The 20,357-nt window shown below is 73.2% G+C and carries 16 protein-coding genes and 1 pseudogene; 7 read left to right on the top strand and 10 right to left on the bottom strand.

Annotation, left to right across the window (positions count from 1 at the left end; genetic code table 11):
• Nucleotides 1-741: 741 nt before the first annotated feature.
• Both CRV15_RS00190 and CRV15_RS00185 read right to left on the bottom strand, forming a co-directional pair.
• Nucleotides 742-2,172, bottom strand: coding sequence for a hypothetical protein (locus CRV15_RS00190; RefSeq protein WP_003962831.1), 1,431 nt, complete (start codon nt 2,170-2,172; stop codon nt 742-744).
• On the bottom strand, nt 2,169-5,228 hold the full coding sequence (locus tag CRV15_RS00185) for a DEAD/DEAH box helicase (protein WP_230864198.1): 3,060 nt from the start codon (nt 5,226-5,228) through the stop codon (nt 2,169-2,171). The genes CRV15_RS00190 and CRV15_RS00185 overlap by 4 nt, the downstream gene beginning before the upstream one ends.
• Nucleotides 5,229-5,517: 289 nt before the next feature.
• Between CRV15_RS00185 and CRV15_RS00180 the strand changes: the two genes are divergently transcribed.
• Complete coding sequence (locus CRV15_RS00180) at nt 5,518-5,697, top strand: hypothetical protein (protein ID WP_009998210.1); 180 nt, start codon at nt 5,518-5,520, stop codon at nt 5,695-5,697.
• A 39-nt stretch (nt 5,698-5,736) separates the two neighbouring features.
• Here CRV15_RS00180 and CRV15_RS00175 read toward each other — a convergent pair whose 3' ends face one another.
• The gene (locus CRV15_RS00175; RefSeq protein WP_029183158.1) at nt 5,737-6,318 is read right to left on the bottom strand and encodes a GNAT family N-acetyltransferase; all 582 of its coding nucleotides are present in this window, start codon (nt 6,316-6,318) and stop codon (nt 5,737-5,739) included.
• A gap of 280 nt (nt 6,319-6,598) precedes the next feature.
• On the opposite strand from CRV15_RS00175, the gene CRV15_RS00170 reads away from it, so the two are divergent.
• A complete protein-coding gene (locus CRV15_RS00170) occupies nt 6,599-7,003 on the top strand; it encodes a roadblock/LC7 domain-containing protein (RefSeq protein ID WP_003962835.1) in 405 nt (134 codons plus the stop codon).
• Between the two features lie 110 nt (nt 7,004-7,113).
• Nucleotides 7,114-8,358 carry a DUF6397 family protein gene (locus CRV15_RS00165; RefSeq protein ID WP_009998211.1) on the top strand — a complete coding sequence of 415 codons (1,245 nt, stop codon included), beginning with the start codon at nt 7,114-7,116 and terminating at the stop codon, nt 8,356-8,358.
• A gap of 56 nt (nt 8,359-8,414) precedes the next feature.
• On the opposite strand, the gene CRV15_RS00160 is transcribed toward CRV15_RS00165, so the two are convergent.
• Together CRV15_RS00160 and tdh are read right to left on the bottom strand one after the other, a co-directional pair.
• Nucleotides 8,415-9,596 carry a glycine C-acetyltransferase gene (locus CRV15_RS00160; RefSeq protein WP_009998213.1) on the bottom strand — a complete coding sequence of 394 codons (1,182 nt, stop codon included), beginning with the start codon at nt 9,594-9,596 and terminating at the stop codon, nt 8,415-8,417.
• A 158-nt stretch (nt 9,597-9,754) separates the two neighbouring features.
• Nucleotides 9,755-10,783 (bottom strand): L-threonine 3-dehydrogenase, encoded by a 1,029-nt coding sequence (gene tdh, locus CRV15_RS00155; protein ID WP_009998215.1) that lies wholly within the window; start codon nt 10,781-10,783, stop codon nt 9,755-9,757.
• 569 nt (nt 10,784-11,352) lie between these two features.
• On the opposite strand from tdh, the gene CRV15_RS00150 reads away from it, so the two are divergent.
• Complete coding sequence (locus tag CRV15_RS00150) at nt 11,353-11,643, top strand: hypothetical protein (RefSeq protein WP_003962839.1); 291 nt, start codon at nt 11,353-11,355, stop codon at nt 11,641-11,643.
• 326 nt (nt 11,644-11,969) lie between these two features.
• Nucleotides 11,970-12,878: pseudogene (locus CRV15_RS00145) on the top strand (LysR family transcriptional regulator); the annotation flags it as partial.
• A 381-nt stretch (nt 12,879-13,259) separates the two neighbouring features.
• Here the strand turns inward: CRV15_RS00145 and CRV15_RS00140 are convergent.
• Nucleotides 13,260-15,305 carry an ATP-binding protein gene (locus CRV15_RS00140; protein WP_003962841.1) on the bottom strand — a complete coding sequence of 682 codons (2,046 nt, stop codon included), beginning with the start codon at nt 15,303-15,305 and terminating at the stop codon, nt 13,260-13,262.
• Nucleotides 15,306-15,355: 50 nt separating this feature from the next.
• Complete coding sequence (locus CRV15_RS00135; protein ID WP_003959022.1) at nt 15,356-15,868, bottom strand: SRPBCC family protein; 513 nt, start codon at nt 15,866-15,868, stop codon at nt 15,356-15,358.
• Between the two features lie 431 nt (nt 15,869-16,299).
• On the opposite strand from CRV15_RS00135, the gene CRV15_RS00130 reads away from it, so the two are divergent.
• Nucleotides 16,300-17,511, top strand: coding sequence for an MFS transporter (locus CRV15_RS00130; protein ID WP_003959021.1), 1,212 nt, complete (start codon nt 16,300-16,302; stop codon nt 17,509-17,511).
• A gap of 62 nt (nt 17,512-17,573) precedes the next feature.
• On the opposite strand, the gene CRV15_RS00125 is transcribed toward CRV15_RS00130, so the two are convergent.
• Nucleotides 17,574-18,410 carry a hypothetical protein gene (locus CRV15_RS00125; RefSeq protein WP_003962843.1) on the bottom strand — a complete coding sequence of 279 codons (837 nt, stop codon included), beginning with the start codon at nt 18,408-18,410 and terminating at the stop codon, nt 17,574-17,576.
• Between the two features lie 332 nt (nt 18,411-18,742).
• Here CRV15_RS00125 and CRV15_RS00120 point away from each other — a divergent pair, with 332 nt between their 5' ends.
• On the top strand, nt 18,743-19,192 hold the full coding sequence (locus CRV15_RS00120; RefSeq protein ID WP_003959019.1) for an SPW repeat protein: 450 nt from the start codon (nt 18,743-18,745) through the stop codon (nt 19,190-19,192).
• 19 nt (nt 19,193-19,211) lie between these two features.
• Here the strand turns inward: CRV15_RS00120 and CRV15_RS00115 are convergent, their stop codons facing one another.
• Together CRV15_RS00115 and CRV15_RS00110 are read right to left on the bottom strand one after the other, a co-directional pair.
• Entirely contained in the window at nt 19,212-19,967 is a 756-nt protein-coding gene (locus CRV15_RS00115; protein WP_003962844.1) for a DUF2470 domain-containing protein, read from the bottom strand.
• 60 nt (nt 19,968-20,027) lie between these two features.
• A complete protein-coding gene (locus tag CRV15_RS00110; protein ID WP_009998221.1) occupies nt 20,028-20,258 on the bottom strand; it encodes a DUF6296 family protein in 231 nt (76 codons plus the stop codon).
• Nucleotides 20,259-20,357 lie beyond the last annotated feature (99 nt).

The following is a 20,357-nucleotide window of genomic DNA, read 5'->3' as shown; positions in this document are numbered from 1 at the left end:
GTGACTGCGGTGTCATCAGCGACATCGGTGTCGTCGGGGCCGTCAGTGTCGTCGGCGTCGTCGGTGACGTCGGTGACGCACATATCGGCGGCGGTGGCGTCTGCACGGTGTTCACACGGGGGCGAGGATGAGGGCGGTGGTGACGGGGACAGGGGTGAACCGGTTGGGGCGGCACCACCGTACGGCCGTGGCGGGGCGGCGGGAAGGAGTTCACCGCAACTCGGCGCGAATCAGCCCCATCTGTGATAAAGAGGTGGGGTTGTGGAGGCGCCGCCCGGAGGTACGGGAGGGCTACCCCCGACCGGATCAGTCGGCCCGCCGGGCATCCACCCGGTCCGCCGTCCCATCATCCCGTGGCCCGTTCGGCCCGTTCGGCCCGTTCGGCCCGTGTGGCCCGTGTGGCCCGGTGGCCGGGACGCGGACCGGGGGAGAGCACCGCGTGTCCGGCCGAGGAAGGCCGGAGGGAGCCCGGGGAAACCGGCGGGGGACCGTCCACCCGGTCGCGCCGCCCCGTCCGCCGCCGCCCCCTCGCACCGCCCTCCGTCCCACCGGAGCACCCCGGGACGGGGCGGTCCGCGCGGGAACCCGCTGCCCGCCCCGCACCGTCCTCGACGACAGCCCCCACCGGCCCCCCGCCGACGGGCGCCCGGCCCCGGTCCGCCACGGACGACGCGAGCGCTGACCGAATCCACCCCGTTTCGCGCGACGGACAACGGGAAGAAGCCGCCGCGACCCGCTCGGTCAGCCGCTCTCGCCCAGGGCCTCCGCGAGAACCGCCGCCGGATCGTCCGCCCCCGGCCCCGACGGCACCCAGCGCCCCGCCTCCCGGCGATACGGCCACCAGCGGCCGTCGGAACCGACCCGCAGTTGCGCGTCCTGCCCCACCACCGTCCAGCGCCCCGCCCCCGCGGCCCGCAGCCGGGGCCGCTCCACCCCGTCCCAGGCCGACTCCAGGGCCGCCGCGGCCCGTCCCAGGACATCCGGCCCGGGAACCTGCTCCCCGTCGAGGACGGCGAGCGCGTCCACGCCCCCGGCCCGCCACGCCCGTACCGCCGCCTCCAGCCCCGCACGCTGCCGCCCCGTACCGGCCGCGAGCCGCGCGAACACCGCCGCGCCCGGCTCCGCCGCCGCCAGCCGCACCGCGTCCTGAGCAGGCGTCAGCGGACGGTCGAGCGGCTGCGCGCCGTGCCCGGGGGCCGACGCCGCCAGCAGCATCCCGCGGGCACGCGCCGCCGCGTCGGCGGCCAGGAACTCCAGCGCCCCCGGGTCGACACCGGCGGGCCCGTTCCCGGTCTCCAGGGAGGGCGGCGTCCCCGGCCCGCCGGGCACCGGCGGGGGAGCGGGCAGCCGCGGCAGCAGACCGGCGGCGGCGTACGCCTCGTCCGCGGGCACCCCCTCCGGCCCCGGGACCCGCCGCCCCTCGTCCGCGGGCCGCGCCGCCCGGGCGGAACTGCGCGCCTGCAACTCACCGACGAGCCGGTGCTCCCCGCGGCCCCGCACCAGCAGCAGCACCCACGGGTCCCGGTCCAGCAACCGCGCCACCTGATAGGCGAGGGCCGCGGTGTGCGGACACAGGTCCCACGCCCCGCACGCGCACTCGGGCTCCAGGTCACCGATCCCCGGCAGCAGCTCGACCCCCGCCGCCGCCGCGTCCTCCACGAGATGCGGAGGCATCTCCCGGTCCAGCAGCGCGGCGATGTGCCCGGCGCTGTCCACCGCCATGTCCAGGAAACGGTCCCAGGCGGCGTCCGTCAGCTCCGTGAGCAGCACATCGGCGCGATGGCCGGTTCCGTCCCGGTCCCGCACCACGGCGGTGACCCGGCCGGGCCGCACCGACACTGCACCGACCGCGCCCGACCGGGCCGTCCTGCGGCCCCGGGTGAGCTGGTCGGATTCGAGTGCCGTGTCCTCCAGGGCCGTCAGCCATGCCCGGCCCCACCAGCTCGCGGCGAAGCCGCGCCCGGAGACCGGCGGCAGCGCGGCGAAGGTCCGCTCCTCCTGGTGCGCCCCGGACGCCGGCCCGCCCCGGCCGGACCCGCCCACCGCGCCGTCCTCGTCGTCCGGCCCGTCGAAGCCGCCCATGCCGTCCAGGCCGGCGATCCCGTCCATGTCCACAGTGGTGTCGACGCCCTCTCCGTCGTGCCCGTCATCCGTGCGGTACGCGCGGTTCATCGCTGTCCCCCGTCCTCGCGCAGCCGCACCAGATCCGCCAGCTCCGCGTCGCTCAGCTCCGTGAGCGCGCCCTCGCCGGAGCCGAGCACGGCGTCCGCGAGTTCCCGCTTCCGCGCCAGCAGCTCCGCGATCCGGTCCTCGACGGTGCCCTCCGCGATCAGCCGGTGCACCTGCACCGGACGGGTCTGCCCGATGCGGTACGCGCGGTCCGTCGCCTGTGCCTCCACCGCCGGGTTCCACCAGCGGTCCAGATGGACGACATGCTCCGCCCGGGTGAGGTTGAGCCCCGTGCCCGCCGCCTTCAGCGACAACAGGAAGACCGGCACCTCGCCGTTCTGGAAACGGGTCACCATCTCGTCGCGAACGGGCACCGGAGTGCCGCCGTGCAGCAGTTGCGCGGCGATGCCCCGTGCCGCCAGATGACTCTCCAGCAGCCGGGCCATCCGGACGTACTGCGTGAAGACCAGCACACCCGCGCCCTCGGCCACGATCGTGTCCAGGAGTTCGTCCAACAGCTCCAGTTTGCCGGAACGCCCGCCGAGCACGGGCTCCTCCTCCTTGAGGTACTGCGCCGGATGGTTGCAGATCTGCTTGAGCGAGGTCAGCAGCCGCACCACCAGACCCCGCCGTTCCATGCCCTGCGCCGCGGCGACCGCGTCCAGCGTCTCCCGTACCACCGCCTCGTACAGACCGGCCTGCTCCGGAGTGAGACCGACGCTGTGGTCGGTCTCGGTCTTCGGAGGCAGCTCCGGCGCGATACCGGGGTCGGACTTGCGGCGGCGCAGCAGGAACGGCCGTACCAGGGCCGACAGCCGCTGTGCCGCCACCGGGTCGCCGCTCTCCGCCGCCTGCGCACAGGTGCGGCGGAAGGTGCCGAGCCGGCCGAGCACACCCGGTGACGCCCAGTCGAGGATGGCCCACAGCTCGGAGAGGTTGTTCTCGATGGGGGTGCCGCTCAGCGCGATACGGGCCTTCGCGCCGATCGCGCGGAGCTGTCGCGCGGTGGCCGAATAGGGGTTCTTGACATGCTGGGCCTCGTCGGCGACGACCAGGCCCCAGGGGGTGCCGCCGAGCCGTTCCGCGTCCAGGCGCATGGTGCCGTAGGTCGTCAGGACGACCGCGCCGGTCGCCGGTGCCTCCAGGCTCCGCGCCGCTCCGTGGAATCGGTGGACGGGCGTGCCGGGGGCGAACTTCTCGATCTCCTGCTGCCAGTTGCCCAGGAGGGAGGCGGGACAGACGACCAGGGTGGGCCCGGCGGTCGCCGCCTCGGTCTGCCGGTGCAGATGGAGCGCGATGACGGTGATGGTCTTGCCGAGGCCCATGTCGTCGGCGAGACAGCCGCCGAGGCCGAGGGAGGTGATCCGGTGCAGCCAGTTCAGACCCCGCAGCTGATAGTCGCGCAGGGTGGCCCTGAGCGCGGCGGGCTGTCCCACACTGTCGCCGTCCCCCTCCGGGGCGGTGAGCCGGTCCCGCAGCCGGGCGAACGCGCTCGACGCCTCTGCCTCCACCGGACGCCCGTCCAGCTCGACGGAGCCGGTCAGCACGGCGTGCAGCGCGTCGGCCGCCGAGAGGGCGCTGTCCCCGGCCGCGCGGACGCGCCGGACCTCGTCCGGGTCGACGAGGACCCACTGGTCCCGCAGCCGGACCAGGGGCCGCTTCGTCTCGGCGAGCCGGTCCAGCTCCTCCCGGCTCAGGGGCCGGTCGCCCAGCGCGAGATGGCGGCGGAGGGTGAAGGGGGCCCCCGCCCCGAAGAGCGAGGGCAGCGCGGACGTCCGCCCCTGCGGGGCTCCGCCGCCCCCCGCGCGGTGACCGTCCGCGGGGCCGCCGGAGTGCCCGGGACCCGGGGCGGCGGCGTCCTGGTCGCCGGTGAGCCCGACGACGGCCCGTGCGGTGAGCCGGTGGGACAGCTCGCGGGGCCAGTGGACCCGGGTACCGCAGGCCGCCAGCGCCCTCGCCGCCTCGCCGAGGAGTTCGGCCACCTCCTCGTCGGCCAGGGGGAGCGCGTCGGGCACGGTGGCCTCCAGCAGCGGTGTGAGCGCGGGCCAGGCGTGTACCGCACGGCGCAGGGCGAGCAGCGCGTCCATCTGCGCCTGCGCTCCGAACGCTCCGTCGGCCCGGTCCCCGTCCGCCCACACGTCCGCCGCGTCCGCGACGGCACCGGGGTCGCTCGCGCTGTGGATCTGCAGGACGGCCCGGAATCCGGGCTCCGCGCCGCCCACGGCCGTCCCTTCCACCCCTTCCGTCACTCCGGCCGGTTCGACCGGATCGACCAGCTCGACGCGGAGGGAGAGCCGGACGCCCGCGTCGTGGCCCGCGGCGACCTCCGCCGCCCAGGCCCGCAGCCCGGGCAGGGGCGCGGGCCGGGGTTCCGTCGCCGCGAACGCCGGACCACCGGCGGCCGTCGCCGCGCCCGGGGTACGCGGCAGGACATCGGCGACCGCGTCGAGGAAGGCCCGCAGCAGACGCTCGGGGTCCGGCAGCAGAGGGACGTCCCCGGCGGGCGTGTCCTCTCCGTGGCCGAGCGGCACGGCGTGGGCGGTGGGCGGCATCGACGCGGCGAGAACACGGACGCTCTCCAGGTCCTCGGGGGCCAGCGGCCCCATCCGCCAGGAGTCGTGGTCCCCGGCGGAGAGACCGGGCAGCAGCAGCCCCCGCGCGGCCAGATGCAGCGCCAGCACGGTCGCGGCACCCCAGAAGGCGACGGCCGGGGAGGTCCCGTCCGCTGCGCGTGCCCGGGTGAGCAGCGGCAGCGCCTCGGTCACGGGAAGGAGGCGCGCGGGCACCGTCCGCAGGGACAGATCGTCACCCACCACGGTGAGGGTCCCGTTCGTGCCGCCCGGGAGGCCGCCCGGGAGCAGTGCGCCGTGGAGGTCCAAGAGGCCCTCGGGGTCCCAGAAGGCGACACGCCCCGCGCGTGCGGGGTCGCCGGGGAGGAACACCGCGCAGGCGTGGGCGAGCGGGGCGGGCGAATCGGAGGAGACGGGCAGGACGGAGGGGGCTGGGTGGGGAGTGGTCAGTGGGTCGGGGGAGGTCGTTGCCGCAGAAGGCCGATGCACAGCGATGACGCATTCCTCAAACTTGACTAGTCCGGGATGGAGTCGCCGAGGATACGTGAACATCGATGCCCGTGCCGCCTTCCGTGACCGTGACCTCCCTCACAGCGTCCGTGTGTCGCGGTGTCGTGCCCAGCGTCCGCCGTCCGTCGGCTTTCCTGCGCCGCGCATCGCCGTGGGAGGCGCCGGGGCCGTAGGGTCCACGGGCCGGAACCGCGGGGAGCGCCCGCGCGTTGTCGATATGGAGGCCGTCGCACGTGGGGACGGCCCGGCCGTACGAGGAGGCACCGCCATGACGGCACGCACGAAGATCATTCTGGCGGGAGTGGCCGTCGGGCTGCTGCTGATGCCGTGGATCGGGTGGTTCTCGCTGCTGGTGGTCCTCGGTATACCGGCGGTGGCGTATCTGATGCTCGACCCCGGCCAGCGGCGCAGACTGCGCAGGGTCTCCCGCAAGGAACTGGGGCGCTGAGCGGACGCCGCCCCCGGGGCGGGGCGGCGCCCGGGGTCCTCAGCGCGCGGCGGTGGCCCCGGCCCTCGCCCGCTGCCACTCGCTCCTGGTCAGGGCGTATTCCACCTCGCCGTGCTCCGACCCCTCGATGGGCTCCGGCCAGTCACCGGAAAAGGTGCGGGCATACCGCAGACCGGCCTTCTCCATGACCCGGCGCGAACCGGCGTTGACCGCCATGGCGGTCGCGAAGACCCGCTCCGTACCGAGTTCGGTGAACCCCTTGCGGACCAGGGCGCGCGCCCCCTCCGTGGCAAAACCGCGGCCCCAGGAAGCTCTCGTCAGTCGATACCCCAATTCCGCGACCGCGGCATTGTCGTCACACGGCGGCCGGAACTCGAACCACCCCAGAAAGGCCCCCGTGGCGCGTTCCTCAGCCGCCCAGAATCCCGGGCGGCCCGTACACGGGACGGTGTGCGTCAACCGGGGCAGCACCCTGTCGCGTACCTCCTCCGGAGAGACCGGCGCACCCCCGGTGAGATAACGCATCACCTCCGGATCGCTGTCGAGGGCACAGATCCGGTGCAGATCACGGGCGGTGAGGGGGCGCAGCGAAAGACGTTCGGTGAGCAGGAAAGGAGCCATCCCCGTATCCTCTTCCCGCCCGGTCGGCCCCACCGACGAATATCCCCGGAAGGCCAGGACCTGCCCGGACCGTTCCCGCCCGGTGTGCTCCATCAGCCGCATTCCGGGACCCCGGGAGCGGGGTCCGGCGGAAGACGCCGTCACCCGTGACGCCGAATATGCCGATCGAATGTACGGGGGCGATGTGCGCGATGGCGCCCCCCGTTGCGCCTTGCCCTGCCGTCGCCGGTACGAAAGGCTTACCGCAACACGGGGAACATATGAGCGGGGAGGACCGACCATGCCGCTGAACAAAGGACTCGACTGGCTGCTCGACGACTTGACCAAGCGGATCGAGCACATCAAGCACGCGCTGGTGCTCTCCAACGACGGCCTGGTGACGGGAGCGAGCACAGGGCTCGCCCGCGAGGACGCCGAGCACCTCGCCGCGGTCTCCTCCGGTCTGCACTCCCTCGCCCGGGGGTCCGGCCGCCACTTCCGCGCCGGACGGGCCCGCCAGACCATGGTCGAGTTCGACGAGGCCCTCCTGTTCGTCACCGCCGCGGGCGACGGCAGCTGCCTCTGTGTCCTCAGCGAGGCGGAAGCGGACGTCGGCCAGATCGCCTACGAGATGACCCTCATGGTCAACCGCGTCGGCGAACATCTGAGCGTCGCCGCGAGACAACCCATAGTTGACAGCCGCTGACCTGCGAAAACAACCCTCCCAAAGGAGTTATCCACAGGCTGCTCCACCCATTTTCACCCGGGGCTATGGTCGTGACCGAGAGCACACACCGCTCACGGGGGGAAACGACCATGACAGTTCAGGAGAGGCTGACTCCGGCGGGCGCCGCCCGGCTGCTGGAGCTGAGGCGGGCCGAGTTCGACCTGGCGGTCCGCCTCGGACACATCCGCACCGAGCCCGCCGCACCCGGGCCCCACGCGGGGCCCGAAGGCCATGTACGGCCCGGGGTCCCCGGCGGGCCCCGGCGCATCGCCCGCGAGGAGATCGACCGACTGCGCGGAGCACCGGGCTTCCCCGAAGCCCTGCGCGAACGGGTACGGACCGTGGGCACCCGGGAAGGCGCCGAACTGCTCGCCATCGCCCCGGCCCGCTTCACCAGGCTCGCCCGCACCGGCCACCTCGTACCGATCACGTACTACATCAACCGCTATCACGCCGTGGTCTGGCTCTACCTCGCGGAAGAGCTCACCGAGTTCGCCGGGTCCCGCCCCGACCTGCTGACGGGCCGGACACCGCCGAGGGACCGGCTCCTGCTCGACCTGGGCGAGGACCGCCGCCCCCGCACCTGGCGGGCCCGGCGGCTCGAACTGCTCCTGCGGGCCGCGGCGGACGACACCTGGGCCCGGGCGGCAGCCCTCGCCTCCGCCCTCGACCCCGACACCCTCGCCGACACGGTGCCCGCTCCCGTCGATCGCGCCCGGCTGCGCGGCCTGCTGCCCCCGGTGGACGGCACCCGCTCACGGTCGGCCGCCGCCCGTGAGACAGCCGAACGGCTCGCCCGCGCGGACCACCCGGACGAGATCCGGCGGCTCCGCGCCCACCTGGCCGGGGAACTGACCCGGGCACGCGCCGAAGAAACCGCACTCCCGCACACTCCTCTACCGGGAACGGGAACCCTCGACACGACCCCCTCGCCCGTCCCCTCCGGACCGGCCCCAGGGCCGGGGGCGGAACAAGCACCGCTTCGGTTCCGGCCCGGACCGGCCGGGATCGCCGGGACCTCCTGGACCACCGGGGCGTGCGCGCACCCCGTCCGGTTCACCGGGGAACCCCGCCGGGCCGTCCACCCCTCCACGGCACCCGCGCGGACCGCCGCCACGGGGCCGGCGCCGCGCACTTCGGCCCACAGGACCCCGCAGCCCCGCGCCACCCGGCCGCGGACCCTCACATCGCCCCCGGGGGCCGACCGGTCGCACCGCACGGACCCGCCGGAGGCGCACACCACACCGGCGCCCCGGGCAACCGCCCGCCGACGCGCCGCCGCCCGTGGCCTCCTCGACCGGCTGCGACCACGCTGGACCAGGCCGACCCGCTGATCACCATGGACCACAGCGCGATCGAGACCACCACCGGGCCCGCGCCCCGGGACGGCTCAGCCCTTCAGTACCCGGCGCGCGTCGACGAACGCCGCCACGGCCCGCTCCACATCCTCGGCCGTGTGCGCGGCGGAGAGCTGCACCCGAATCCGGGCCTGCCCCATCGGGACCACGGGATAGGAGAAACCGATGACATAGACCCCGCGCTCCAGCAGGAGTTCGGCCATCCGGCCGGCCTCCGCGGCGTCGCCGATCATGACAGGCGCGATCGCGTGGTCACCGGGCAGCACATCGAAGCCCTCGGCGGCCATCCGCCCGCGGAACAGCGCGGTGTTGGCCGCCAGCCGCTCCCGCAGCTCCCCGGCCGACTCCAGCAGATCGAGCACCTTCAGCGAGGCCGCGGCGATCACCGGAGCGAGGGAGTTGGAGAACAGATAGGGGCGGGAACGCTGCCGCAGCAGCGCCACGATCTCGGCCCGGGCGGCGACGTAGCCGCCGGACGCCCCGCCGAGCGCCTTCCCCAGAGTGCCGGTGATGATGTCCACCCGGTCCATGACACCCGCCAGCTCGGGAGTGCCGCGGCCGCCGGGGCCGACAAAACCGACCGCGTGCGAGTCGTCCACCATGACCATCGCGTCATACCGGTCCGCGAGGTCGCAGATCTCCGCGAGAGGAGCGACATAGCCGTCCATCGAGAAGACACCGTCGGTGACGATCAGCCGGCGGCGGGCACCCTGGGTCTCCTTGAGGCGCTGCTCCAGCTCGCCCAGGTCACGGTTGGCATAGCGGTGCCGGGCCGCCTTGCAGAGCCGGATACCGTCGATGATCGAGGCATGGTTGAGGGCGTCGGAGATCACCGCGTCCTCAGGGCCGAGCAGGGTCTCGAAGACCCCGCCGTTGGCGTCGAAGCAGGAGGAGTACAGGATCGTGTCCTCCTGGCCGAGGAACGAGGAGAGGCGCGCCTCCAGCTCCTTGTGGACATCCTGGGTGCCGCAGATGAAGCGCACCGAGGCCATGCCGTATCCCCAGCGGTCCAGGGCCTCCTTCGCCGCGGCGACGACCTCGGGGTGGTCGGCGAGCCCCAGGTAGTTGTTCGCGCAGAAGTTCAGTACCTCCCCGGAGGCCACGGAGACGGTGGCGCTCTGCGGAGTCCCGATCACCCGCTCGGGCTTGTAGAGACCGGCCTGGCGGATCTCGTCGAGAGTGGTGCGCAGCTCATCGCGGACAGACGCGTACATAGGAGGGTGCTCCCTGGTGGATGGCGGGCGGATGACGGATGCCCGGTCCGGCACCCGCCCGGCGGACACGGGCGAGTTACCTGACACGGAGACGGGGGAGGGGCGGAGGGGGCGGGGGGGGGAGGGGGACCCCCCAAGAGGGGCCCCGGGGCAGGCGGTCAGCGGGTCCAGTCGAGGATAATCTTGCCGCTCCGGGCCGTCGCGGCCTCGTCGAAAGCGGCCTCGAAGTCCCGGAAGCCATAACTTCCGGTGATGACCGGGGTGAGGTCGAGGCCGCCTTCCAGCAGTACGGTCATGGCGTACCAGGTCTCGAACATCTCCCGGCCGTAGATGCCCTTGACCGTGATCATCGAGGTGACGATCTTCGCCCAGTCGACGGCGAACTCCTCCGCCGGCAGCCCGAGCATGGCGATCCGTCCACCGTGGGTCATGTTGTCGACCATGTCCCGCATCGCTTCGGGGCGTCCCGACATCTCCAGGCCGATGTCGAAGCCCTCCTTGAGGCCGAGCCTGCGCTGTGCCTCCGCGATGCCGTGTTCGGAGACGTTGAGCGCGAGGGTGGCGCCCGCCTTGCGGGCCAGGTCGAGCCGGGCCTCGCTGACGTCGGTGATCACCACATTGCGGGCGCCCGCGTGGCGGGCGACGGCCGCGGCCATGATGCCGATGGGCCCGGCCCCGGTGATCAGGACGTCCTCGCCGACCAGGGGGAAGGAGAGTGCGGTGTGCACGGCGTTGCCGAAGGGGTCGAAGATGGCGGCGATGTCCAGGTCCACGGCGGTGCGGTGCACCCAGACGTTGGACGCGGGAAGCGCCACGTACTCGGCGAATGCGCCGTCGCGGCCGACGCCCAGGCCGACCGTGCTGCGGCACAGATGACGCCGTCCCGCCAGGCAGTTGCGGCACTTGCCGCAGACGAGGTGGCCCTCGCCGCTCACGGTGTCGCCGATGGTGATGTCCTGGACGTCCCCGCCCACGGCCGCGACCTCGCCGACGAACTCGTGGCCGAGGACACGAGGGGTGCTCACCGCCTGCTGTGCCCAGGCGTCCCAGGACCGGATGTGGAGATCCGTTCCGCAGATGCCGGTGCGCAGCACCTTGATCAGCACCTCGCCCGGCCCGATCTCCGGCTCCGGTACGTCCATGAGCCACAGACCGGGCTCGGCGTGCTGCTTGACAAGTGCCTTCATGGGGCGGCTCCAGGCATGGTGGCGGGACCGGGTCGCGGTGGACGCGCCACACGGCTCAGGGCGCGCGCACACCGACGGGAAGCGATCGACGGGACTGATCAGCGGGATTGATCAGCGGAACTGATGGGCGGGGCTGGTCGAACAGGGTGAAAGAGATAGGACGGATGGGGCTGATGGGACATGTATGCCCGGGGGAACGGGTCCGACAGCGTCGGCCGCCGGGCCTCCACCAATCTGCCCAGCGGGACCGCGCGAGTCCATCGAGGATTTCTTAAGCGGGCCCAAAGCGGAGCTTCATACCGTGTCCACAGGGCAGCACCGAGAACGTCCCCGGTCCGGGGCGCACACCTGCGGGTGTGTCCCGGCCGTACGCCTGGTCCCCCTCTGCGGGGCGACAGCGGCGGGGGCCGTCGGTGCAGGGGGGTCGGAGCCGATGCGGGCGGGTCCGGCCCCTTCCCCTGCCCTCTCCGGCCACCCTCTTCCGGCCGAGTGCCCCGACGGGGAAACCGTTCTTCCCCAGCTCAGGGGCATCGTTCGCATATCGGACCACGTGGTGCGAGCCTGGGAGGATGAGCTGGGCATCGTGGACGACCACGGGTGTGTACTCCGGGCGCGGCGGAGTGCTCACCGACGAGGTCGGCGTACTGACCGGGGATCTCACCGTGCACACCACCTGGGCGGGGGGCGAGGCACGGATCGCCGTGCAGTACAGCGGTGCTTCGGACTGGTTCACCATGTCGGGCAGCCCCATCCCGTGCACCTCGGAGGACGAGAGCAGGTCACTCCACCAGGCCGTGGTCGACGCGGTCCAGACGGGCGGCGGTGCCACCGTCCCACCCGTTCCGCACCGGACGGCCTGAGGCCGGACAACCTGAGGCCGGAGGACCCGTGGGGGAGCGATCGGGAAACGGCGGCGGGGACGCTGCCACCGAGAGGCAGGGCCGGCCCTCGAAGACGGTGACGCCAGGAGCACGAAGTGGCGCCCGAGCCTCTGGAGTGAGCTGCGACACCTGAGACCAGACATGCTGTCCGAGCCACGAGGGACGATGCGCGATGCCCAGGGCCCGTCATGCCGCCTGAGGGCGGGGGCGTGGAACCAGGCCCGGGGCCGGTCACCCGGCAGAGCGGCGAACGACGGCGTCACCGGAGCGGCGCACCACCCCTGACCTGCTGACACAATGGCCCGGTGATCGACCCCCGGCGGCTGCGTGTCCTGCGGGCCGTGGCGGACCACCGTACGGTGACCGCCGCGGCTGCCGCGCTGTACCTCACCCCATCGGCCGTCTCCCAGCAGCTCAGCGCGCTGGAACAGGAGACGGGCCACACCCTGCTCATCCGCAGCGGCAAGGGGGTCAGACCGACCGCCGCCGGGGAGATCCTGCTCGGCCACACCCACGCCGTGCTCGCCCAGCTCGAACGCGCCGAGGCCGAGCTGGCGGCCTACGCGGGCGGCGCGGCCGGGGAGGTCACGGCCGCCGCCTTCGCCACCGGTATCGCCGAGGTCGTCGCCCCCGCCATCGGGCTGCTCGCCACCACCCACCCCGGTGTCCGGGTCCGGGTCCGGGACGCGGAGGGTGACGAGTCCCTGCCGCTGGTGCTCGACGGCGAGGCCGATCTCGCGGTCGCGGTCGAGTACCGGGGCGCACCGGGGGAGGACGACCCCCGGCTGTCCCGGGTACCGCTGTACGCGGAGCCGTTCGACGCGGTGCTCCGCGCCGATCACCCGCTGGCCACAGCCGGTCCGGTCGCCCTGGCCGAGCTGGCGGGCAGCGACTGGATCGGCCCCTACCCCGGCAACCCCTGCCACGACATGATCCTGCTCGCCTGTGAACTGGCCGGGTTCCAGCCCCGGCTGGTCCACTCGTCCGACGACTTCCGGGCCGTGGTCGCCCTTGCCGGAGCGGGCGCCGGTGTGGCCCTGGTGCCGCGCTCGGCCCTGCGCGGGATGGAGCTGGCCGACACCGTGGTCCGCCCGGTGGCCGGGACCGCGGCGACCCGCCGGGTCTTCGCCGCCGTGCGCCGAGGCGCCGAGGACCACCCCCTGATCAGCCCGGTGCTCGACTCCCTCGCCCAGGCCGCGGCGGACATTCCCACCCCGGGACCACCTCCGGGACCACCTCCGGGAGCGTCCCCCGGATCACCCTTGGGACCGCCCCCGGGACCACCCGTGCCCGCCCCGCACGCCGCCGCCCCGCTGCTGGCCGTCCCACCCGCCCCACACCCCCCCCGTGAGCCCCCACGCCCTCTCCTGAACGCCCCGGAGCTGGCCGGAACCAACCGCTCCGGCTGGACACCGGCCCCACCCGCTCCACGCGGCGGACACGGGCGGGCACCGGCGGACACGGGCTGACGACAGACGCCGGTGACCGGTACGGAACGGCGGGCCGCAGACCGGCGGCGCTCGCCGATGACCAGGGGCGGCGGACACCGGCCGATCGACGGACCGCCCACCGGCCAGGGACCCCGCCCGGCCCGCTCATCCCGGCGGCGGGACCAGCGCCGCCTTGAGCCCGGACTCCGGATCGGCGGCGGCCCCCCGGCGGAACGCCCGCTCGTAGACCGAGTCCCCGACCCCGGCGCGCGCCGACCGCTCGCACTGCTCGCGTACGCCCGCCAGCTCGGGAGTGCCGCGCTGCGGATGGCCGACAGTGCTCCAGAACGTCTGTCCGGTGCCGTACACCAGCCCCGCCCGCTCACCGTCCCCGGCGGCGGCGAGCGCGGCGGCCAGGAGATCGAGCCCCAGCGCGATGCCGAAGCTGTCGCCGATGCCCTGTTTCCCGGCGAGCATGGCGCGGGCATGCCCGGCGGCCTCGGCCGGCTCGCCGGAGAACAGGGCGATCAGGCTGAGCTGATAGTCCAGATAGGCCCGGGTCCAGGACTCCCCGCGCGCTGCGCAGCCCGCCCGCAGCCACCGCGCCCGCTCCCGGGCCTCGGGCAGCCGGCCGAGCCCGGTCAGCGCGAAGACCCGCACCAGATGACAGCGCAGCCCGTCGGCCGAGCTGAAAGGGTCGCGGACCGCGCTCCGCAGCGCCCCGGCGGCGATCCGGTCCGCGTCGAGGGGACGTCCCGTCAACAGGGCGATCAATCCCCTGAGATAGGCGGCGGCGAGCAGCCCTTCCACCGCCCCCGTCCGGCGCGCGGAACGGGCACAGGCGGCGCCGATCCGCCGGGCGGTCCCGTACTCGCCCTGAAGGGTGACGGCGACCCCGAGCGCCCACAGGGCCCGGGTGCGGTCCGGCCCGTTCCCGGGGTGGACGGCCAGGATCTGTTCGAGGTGGTCGCGCGCCTCGTGGAGATGGCCGCAGCAGCTCCAGAAGAATCCGATCAGTCCCATCAGCCGCAGCGCCCGGCCGGGGGCCGCGGTCAGCAGATGGTCGAGCGCCGTGCACAGATCCGTATGGGCGCCGTCGAGCACGCGGTACCAGTGGGCCTGCTCGGGCCCGAGCCATGCCGCGTCGGCCCGTTCCGCGAGCCCCAGGAAGTGACCGGCGTGCCGATCGGCCACCGGGCTCTCCTCGGCCAGCTCCCGCAGCCAGATCCGGCCGTACTCCCGGATGGTGTCCAGCATGCGGTAGCGGATGCCGACACCGCCGGAGACCTTGACGGCGGAGATGACGGAGGCGGCGCAGAGCCGGTCGAGCAGCGGGCCGATCCGTTCGGCGGGCAGCGGCCCGCCCGCGCACACCGCCCGGGCGGAACCCTCGTCGAAGGCGCTCCGGAAGACGGTGAGCCGGGCCCACAGCAGCCGTTCCAGCGGAGTGCACAGCTCATGGCTCCAGCCGATGGTGGTCATCATGGTCCGGTGGCGCTCCGGCCGGACCACGGCGCCCTCGTCCGCCCGCAGCACCTCGAAACGGGAGGCCAGCCGCTCGGCGACCGCCGCCGTTCCGGTCCGTGCGGCCTGCCCGGCGGCCAGTTCCAGCGCCAGGGGGATTCCTTCGAGGCGCCGGCAGATCCGCGCGGCGGTGACCGGGTCGTAGGGGCCGGGCTCCGGCCGGGCCGAGGCCATCCGCTGCCGCAGCAGCTCCCGCGCCTCCGGCCCGTCCTCCGGCAGCGGCTCGACCTCGATCACCCGTTCCAGATGCAGGTCGAGCGGCTCTCGGCCGGTGCTCAGCACGGTCAGCCCGGGGACGACGGTCAGCAGATCGCCCACCAGGTCGCGGCATGGAGCGAGCAGATGCTCACAGGAGTCGAGCACCAGCAGTATCTGCTTGTCCGCCAGCCACTCGCACAGTGCGTCCACCGGCGTCCGGGGGGTGTGGTCCGACAGATCACAGGCGTCCGACACGGTGGCGACCAGCAGCCGTGCACCCTGGAGCGGAGCCAGCTCCGCCCAGGCCACCCCGTCGCGGAACGCCTCGCGCACCCGCCGGGCCGCCCGCAGCGCCAGCCGGGACTTCCCCACTCCGCCGCAGCCGACGAGAGTGATCAGCCGATGCCGTGCCAGCGCCCGGTCCAGCAGGGTCAGTTCGTCGTCGCGGCCGACGAATCCGGTCGTGTCCTCGGGGAGATGTCCCAGCACGGCCGCAGTTTCCCGCAGCGGGGCACGGTCCGGTGCCGTAGGGGACTATTTCAGGACGACTTGGACGCCGACTCCATCGCCGCCTTGAGATTGCGCAGGGTCCGCCGGATATTGCCCCGCTGGTACTCGGCGAAGGTGTGCCCCCGGGTCGCGAGCCGGTCGAAGGCGTTGGCGAGGGCGTCCGGCCAGGACCGGCGGTCGTCCCGCCAGGTCTCGGTCACACGGGTGCCGCCGTCGACCGGATCGAAGCGGTACTCCCAGGTGGCGATGCGCCCTCGGAGTACCGGCCGCCGTCTGCCGATGGCATGGACCCGGAAGGCGAAACGCTGTCCGGGAACGGCCGCCGTCACGGTGCAGCGGGTGGTCCAGCGCAGTTGCCCCCGCTGGTTGTGCCCGTCGAACTCCATGCCGACATAGGCGTCCTGGGCCTCGCCGCGCACCGTCGCGCCCAGGTTCTCCGGGCTCCAGCGGCCCATCAGGGCGGGGTTGCTGACCTGTGCGTAGATGGCGGCCGGGGCGGCGTGGATCACGATGCTGTCCGAGACCGCGAGCGTGCGTGGCATGGGTGCGACTCCGATTCGTTGCGTCCGTCGATCTGGTCGGTTCCGTCGAGGTGCGCCGTCTTCACCTCGGTCCCCTCGTGCACCGTGCTCGCCGCGCCGCGTCGAGTGCTTCGAGCGCTTCGCGTCCTCTCCGGGAACGAGGGCTGTGCGGGGCCCTTGCCCCACGGACGGACATCGACTCCTCCCGCTGGACATCCGCCGCCCCGACCGGCGGCCGAAGAGAGGCGGAGGGCTCGGCCCCCACCCGTATTACCCACGGGTAGGGCTCCGTCCGCATTGTTGCATGGACTGAACGGTCGGTCAGTCGTGGTGGGTCGGCGCGCGACCGTCCCCGGGGTCGGCGCGGCCAGGAAGGGCGCACTTGCAATCACTTGTATCTGCAATTAATGTCAACGCGTGTAATCCGCTCAGGCAATAACCTGGAGGTTCCCGTGCCCCTCGCACTGCTCGCGCTCGCCCTCGGTGCCTTCGGCATCGGTATGACGGAGTTTGTGATCATGGGGCTGCTGCCCGAGGTCGCCGCGGACTTCGGTGTGTCGATCCCGACGGCCGGATACCTGGTCACCGGGTACGCGCTCGGAGTGGTGGCCGGCGCGCCGCTGATGACCGTCCTCGGCGCGCGCGTCACGCGTCGGCGGATGCTGATGCTCCTGATGGGGCTGTTCGTCGTCGGCAACACGGTGTCCGCGCTGGCGCCCGGCTACGAGGTGATGCTGGCGGGCCGGATCGTCGCCTCGCTCACCCACGGCGCGTTCTTCGGCATCGGATCGGTGGTCGCGGCGGAACTGGTCGCCCCCGGGAAGCGGGCCGGAGCGATCGCGCTGATGTTCACCGGACTGACCGTGGCCAATGTCGTCGGGGTGCCCCTCGGCACCTTCGTCGGCCAGGCCGCGGGCTGGCGCGTCACCTTCCTCGGGGTGGCCGCCCTCGGTCTCCTGGGGCTGCTGGGTGTGGCACGGCTGGTGCCCGAGATGCCGCGGCCCGAAGGGGTGCGTCTGCGGGACGAGGTGGCGGCGCTGCGCGATGTCCAGGTGCTGCTGGCCATGGCCATGACCGTGCTCGGTTTCGGCGGGGTCTTCGCCGCCCTCACCTATGTCGCCCCGATGATGACGGAGGTCGCGGGGTACTCCGACGCCTCGGTCACCTGGCTGCTGGTCCTCTTCGGGATCGGCATGGTCGTGGGCAACCTCGTCGGGGGCCGGTACGCGGATCGCGCGCTGATGCCGCTGCTGTACCTCTCGCTGGGGGCGCTCTCCCTGGTGCTGGCCCTCTTCACGGTCACCGCGCACAACCGGTTCGCGGCGGCGGTGACGATCACACTGATCGGCGGCCTCGGCTTCGCGACCGTGCCGCCGCTCCAGAAGCGGGTGCTCGACCGGGCGGCGGGCGCCCCCACCCTGGCGTCCGCCGTCAACATCGGAGCCTTCAACCTCGGCAACGCGCTCGCCGCGTGGCTGGGCGGACTGGTCATCTCGGCGGGCTGGGGATACACCGCGCCCAACGGGGTCGGGGCGCTGCTGGCGGCGTCAGCGCTGGTGCTCGCGGTGGTCTCCCGACTCCTCGAACGCCGTGACGAGCACGGTGCGCGGGGCCGGGACCTCGCGGAACCGCGACGGCCGGTACCCGCGGTCCGACGTGGCTGACACTGCGCGGCCTGCGGCGCGACGGCCCGGAAGAGCCCTCGCGCCGCACCCGCTTCACAAGGTCAGGTACCGGCCGACACGGCCTGGATGAGCTGGGTGATCTCGCCGAGCAGGGGGATGGAGCCGAGCGCCGAGGGTGAGGTCTGAGCTCCCGGTGCCTGGCCGAGCTGGCCCATCTGCCCTGGCTGGCCGCTCTGTCCGAGTGCCCCGAGCAGCGGGAGGGAGCCCAACGCGGAGGGGGAGGTCTGAGCCGCGGGTGCGAGCTGTCCCATCGGGCCGAGCTGGCCCATCTGTCCCGGCTGGCCGCTCTGTCCGAGTGCCCCGAGCAGCGGGAGGGAGCCCAACGCGGAGGGGGAGAGCTGTGCCGCCGGCGCCGCGGGGGCCGGGGCCGCCCCGTTCCCCGTCATCGAGGCCAGAGCGGATGCGAGCGCGTCCTGGGGCATGGGCAGATCCTGCGTCGACGGGGCCTGCGCGTCGGCGACCACCTGGGCGACCAGCCGGTCCAGCTCCGCCCGGAACGCCGCGAGGGCGTCGTCCTCGTCCCCGTCGTCGTCATCCCCGTCATCATCGTCGTCATCGTCATCGTCGTCGTCCCCGTTCAGGGGCGACTGGATCAGACCCTCGTCCAGTCCGGCCAGCGCCCCTGGGAGGCCGGCCAGGTCCGGCGAGGACTGCCCGGCGGGCATCGCGCCGCCCTGTGCCGCCGCGATCTGGGCGAGCAGTTCCGCGACGAAGTCCGGTACGCCGTCGGTGGCGGCGGGGGCGTCGGTCTGCTCCGCGCCGGCGTCCGGCGGGAAGGCGGGGACGGGGGCCGCGGCGGCCGGTCCGGTCACGCCGATGACGACGGTGGCGCAGAGCGCGGACGGCACGAGCGCCCGGGCGAGCGGTGCGAAACGCATGAGCAGGACTCCTTCGGAGGGGGGACGGGCTCCCCTCACCGTGTGGAGCACCCCTTACGCACGGCAACCGCAGCCATGGCCCACCCTTGCGCCGACTGCGCGCCCGGTCAGGCGGTGACCAGGCGCTTCCCGGTGAACTCCGCTCCCCCGCCGGGGTGCTGCATCCGTGTGAGACCTCATCCCCCGATCGGCCTCACGAGAAGAATCACAGAATTTGCCCGACTATCCACCTGATCGGCTACCCATAAAGAAAAGATAAGAGCACAATGGAATCGCGCTGGACAACAGCGCGATTCGGTCGGACATGCAGAGTGCCGAAGGAGGCGAGTCGTATGGCCGACGTCTCACACAGGGGAGATCTGGCGGGCCATCCCGACGTCAGCGAGATGCGTGACCGCTATGCGCGGGTGCTTGGCGGGCGCGATGTGGCGCTGGTCGATGGACCGGTGTTCCTGGTCGGCCTCGCCTGCGCGGTGAGCCCCTGGATCGTCCATTTCGCGGGCAGCCAGCCCGCCCTGGCGATCCACAATCTGATCATGGGTGCCGCCATCGTGGTCCTCGCCCTGGGATTCACCGCGGCCCCGGCGCGGATGTACGGGTTGAGCTGGGCGATGTGCGCGATGGGTGTCTGGCTGGTCATCGCGCCCTGGATCGTCGGCAGCGGCCCGGACGCGGGGGTCATCTGGACCAACGCCGTGCTCGGCGGCCTCACTTTCGCGCTGGGGCTGGCCTGTACCGCGGTGGCGATGCGGAGCGGACGCAGGCGCCACGGCGCGACCTGATGCCCCGGCCGATGGCCGGTCAGGAGTCGCTCAGCAGCCGGTTCCGGCCAAAGCGATGACGAGCCGTGTTCAGCAGCGCGTGGATGCGCTCTCCCGCCTGGTCGGGGTCGTCGACCCGGGCGGGGAAGGGCAGCCGCGCGTCGCTGTGCGAGGTGTCGTACTCAAGCCGCAGCGTGATGCCGTAACGGTCGATCGCGAGGGGCAGCACCCGCCGTATTCCCTGCTCCGCCCGGGGCTTGACGAGCCGCAGCAGCAACTCGACGATATCGCCGTGCTCATCGCTCATATGGGTGAGCATGCCCGCCTCGCAGACGGCCAGCGGATCGGTCTCGGCGTCCATCAGCTCCTCCAGGCCGACGGTTGTCCGCCGCCCCTCCCGCTCCAGGACGGCGTGGGACAGCTCCATGCAGCGGCTGCCCTCGGTCGCCGCGTGTGCGGGGGAGTCCAGAAGCCATCCCGTCAGGACCACCCGGGCCCTGACCCGGTCGCGCACCGGGGCGGGGGCGACATCCGTGAACTCGACGGTCGCCCGCACGGGAGGTGCCGCGCCGGGCTCCGGCTCCGTGTCCGCCCCGCGCCCGGACGGCGGGTGGAGATGGATCCGTTCGGGGCCGCCCGTGCTGTCGAGCCGGGAGACCTCCGTGCAGCCCTCGTCGGTCACCACGGTCATCGAATCGGCCGCGGTCAGGATCGACCGTACGCGCTCCGCGCCGGTGGGCTCGGCGGGCGGGGCGTTGAACAGGCGGCGCATCCGGGTCTCCACATCTCCGCGCATCGGAATGCTTAGGTTTGCCTAACCTAACCTTCGTGGGGGCTGATCGCCAAGCCCGTCCCGTCAGTCCCCCAGCGGACGCACGGTCACGGGCAGCCCCGGCGCCTGATGCCCGCCGCTCGCCAGCATCCGGATCTCGCCCCGTTCGGTGATCTCCGCGCGGACGATCCCGGTCTCGTCCTCGTAGACGGGGTGACCGCCCGCGCCGGTCCGCTCGGTCCGCCGGACGACCACCGCGTCGTCCTCCGTCCCCGAGGCGGGAAAGACCAGCTCATAGCGTTCCGCGTACTCCATGCGGCCTCCTGCGACGGCCCTGCCGGGCGGACTCCGCCCGCCCTCCCTTTCCATCCCTCCCCATCGTTCCATCCTCACCCGTACGGGGGCCACGCGCCT

Origin of the sequence: Streptomyces clavuligerus, assembly GCF_005519465.1 — a bacterium.
GTDB classification, from domain to species: domain Bacteria; phylum Actinomycetota; class Actinomycetes; order Streptomycetales; family Streptomycetaceae; genus Streptomyces; species Streptomyces clavuligerus.
The sequence above is the reverse complement of the archived record's forward strand: the minus strand, read 5'-3'. Positions and strand labels throughout refer to the sequence as shown.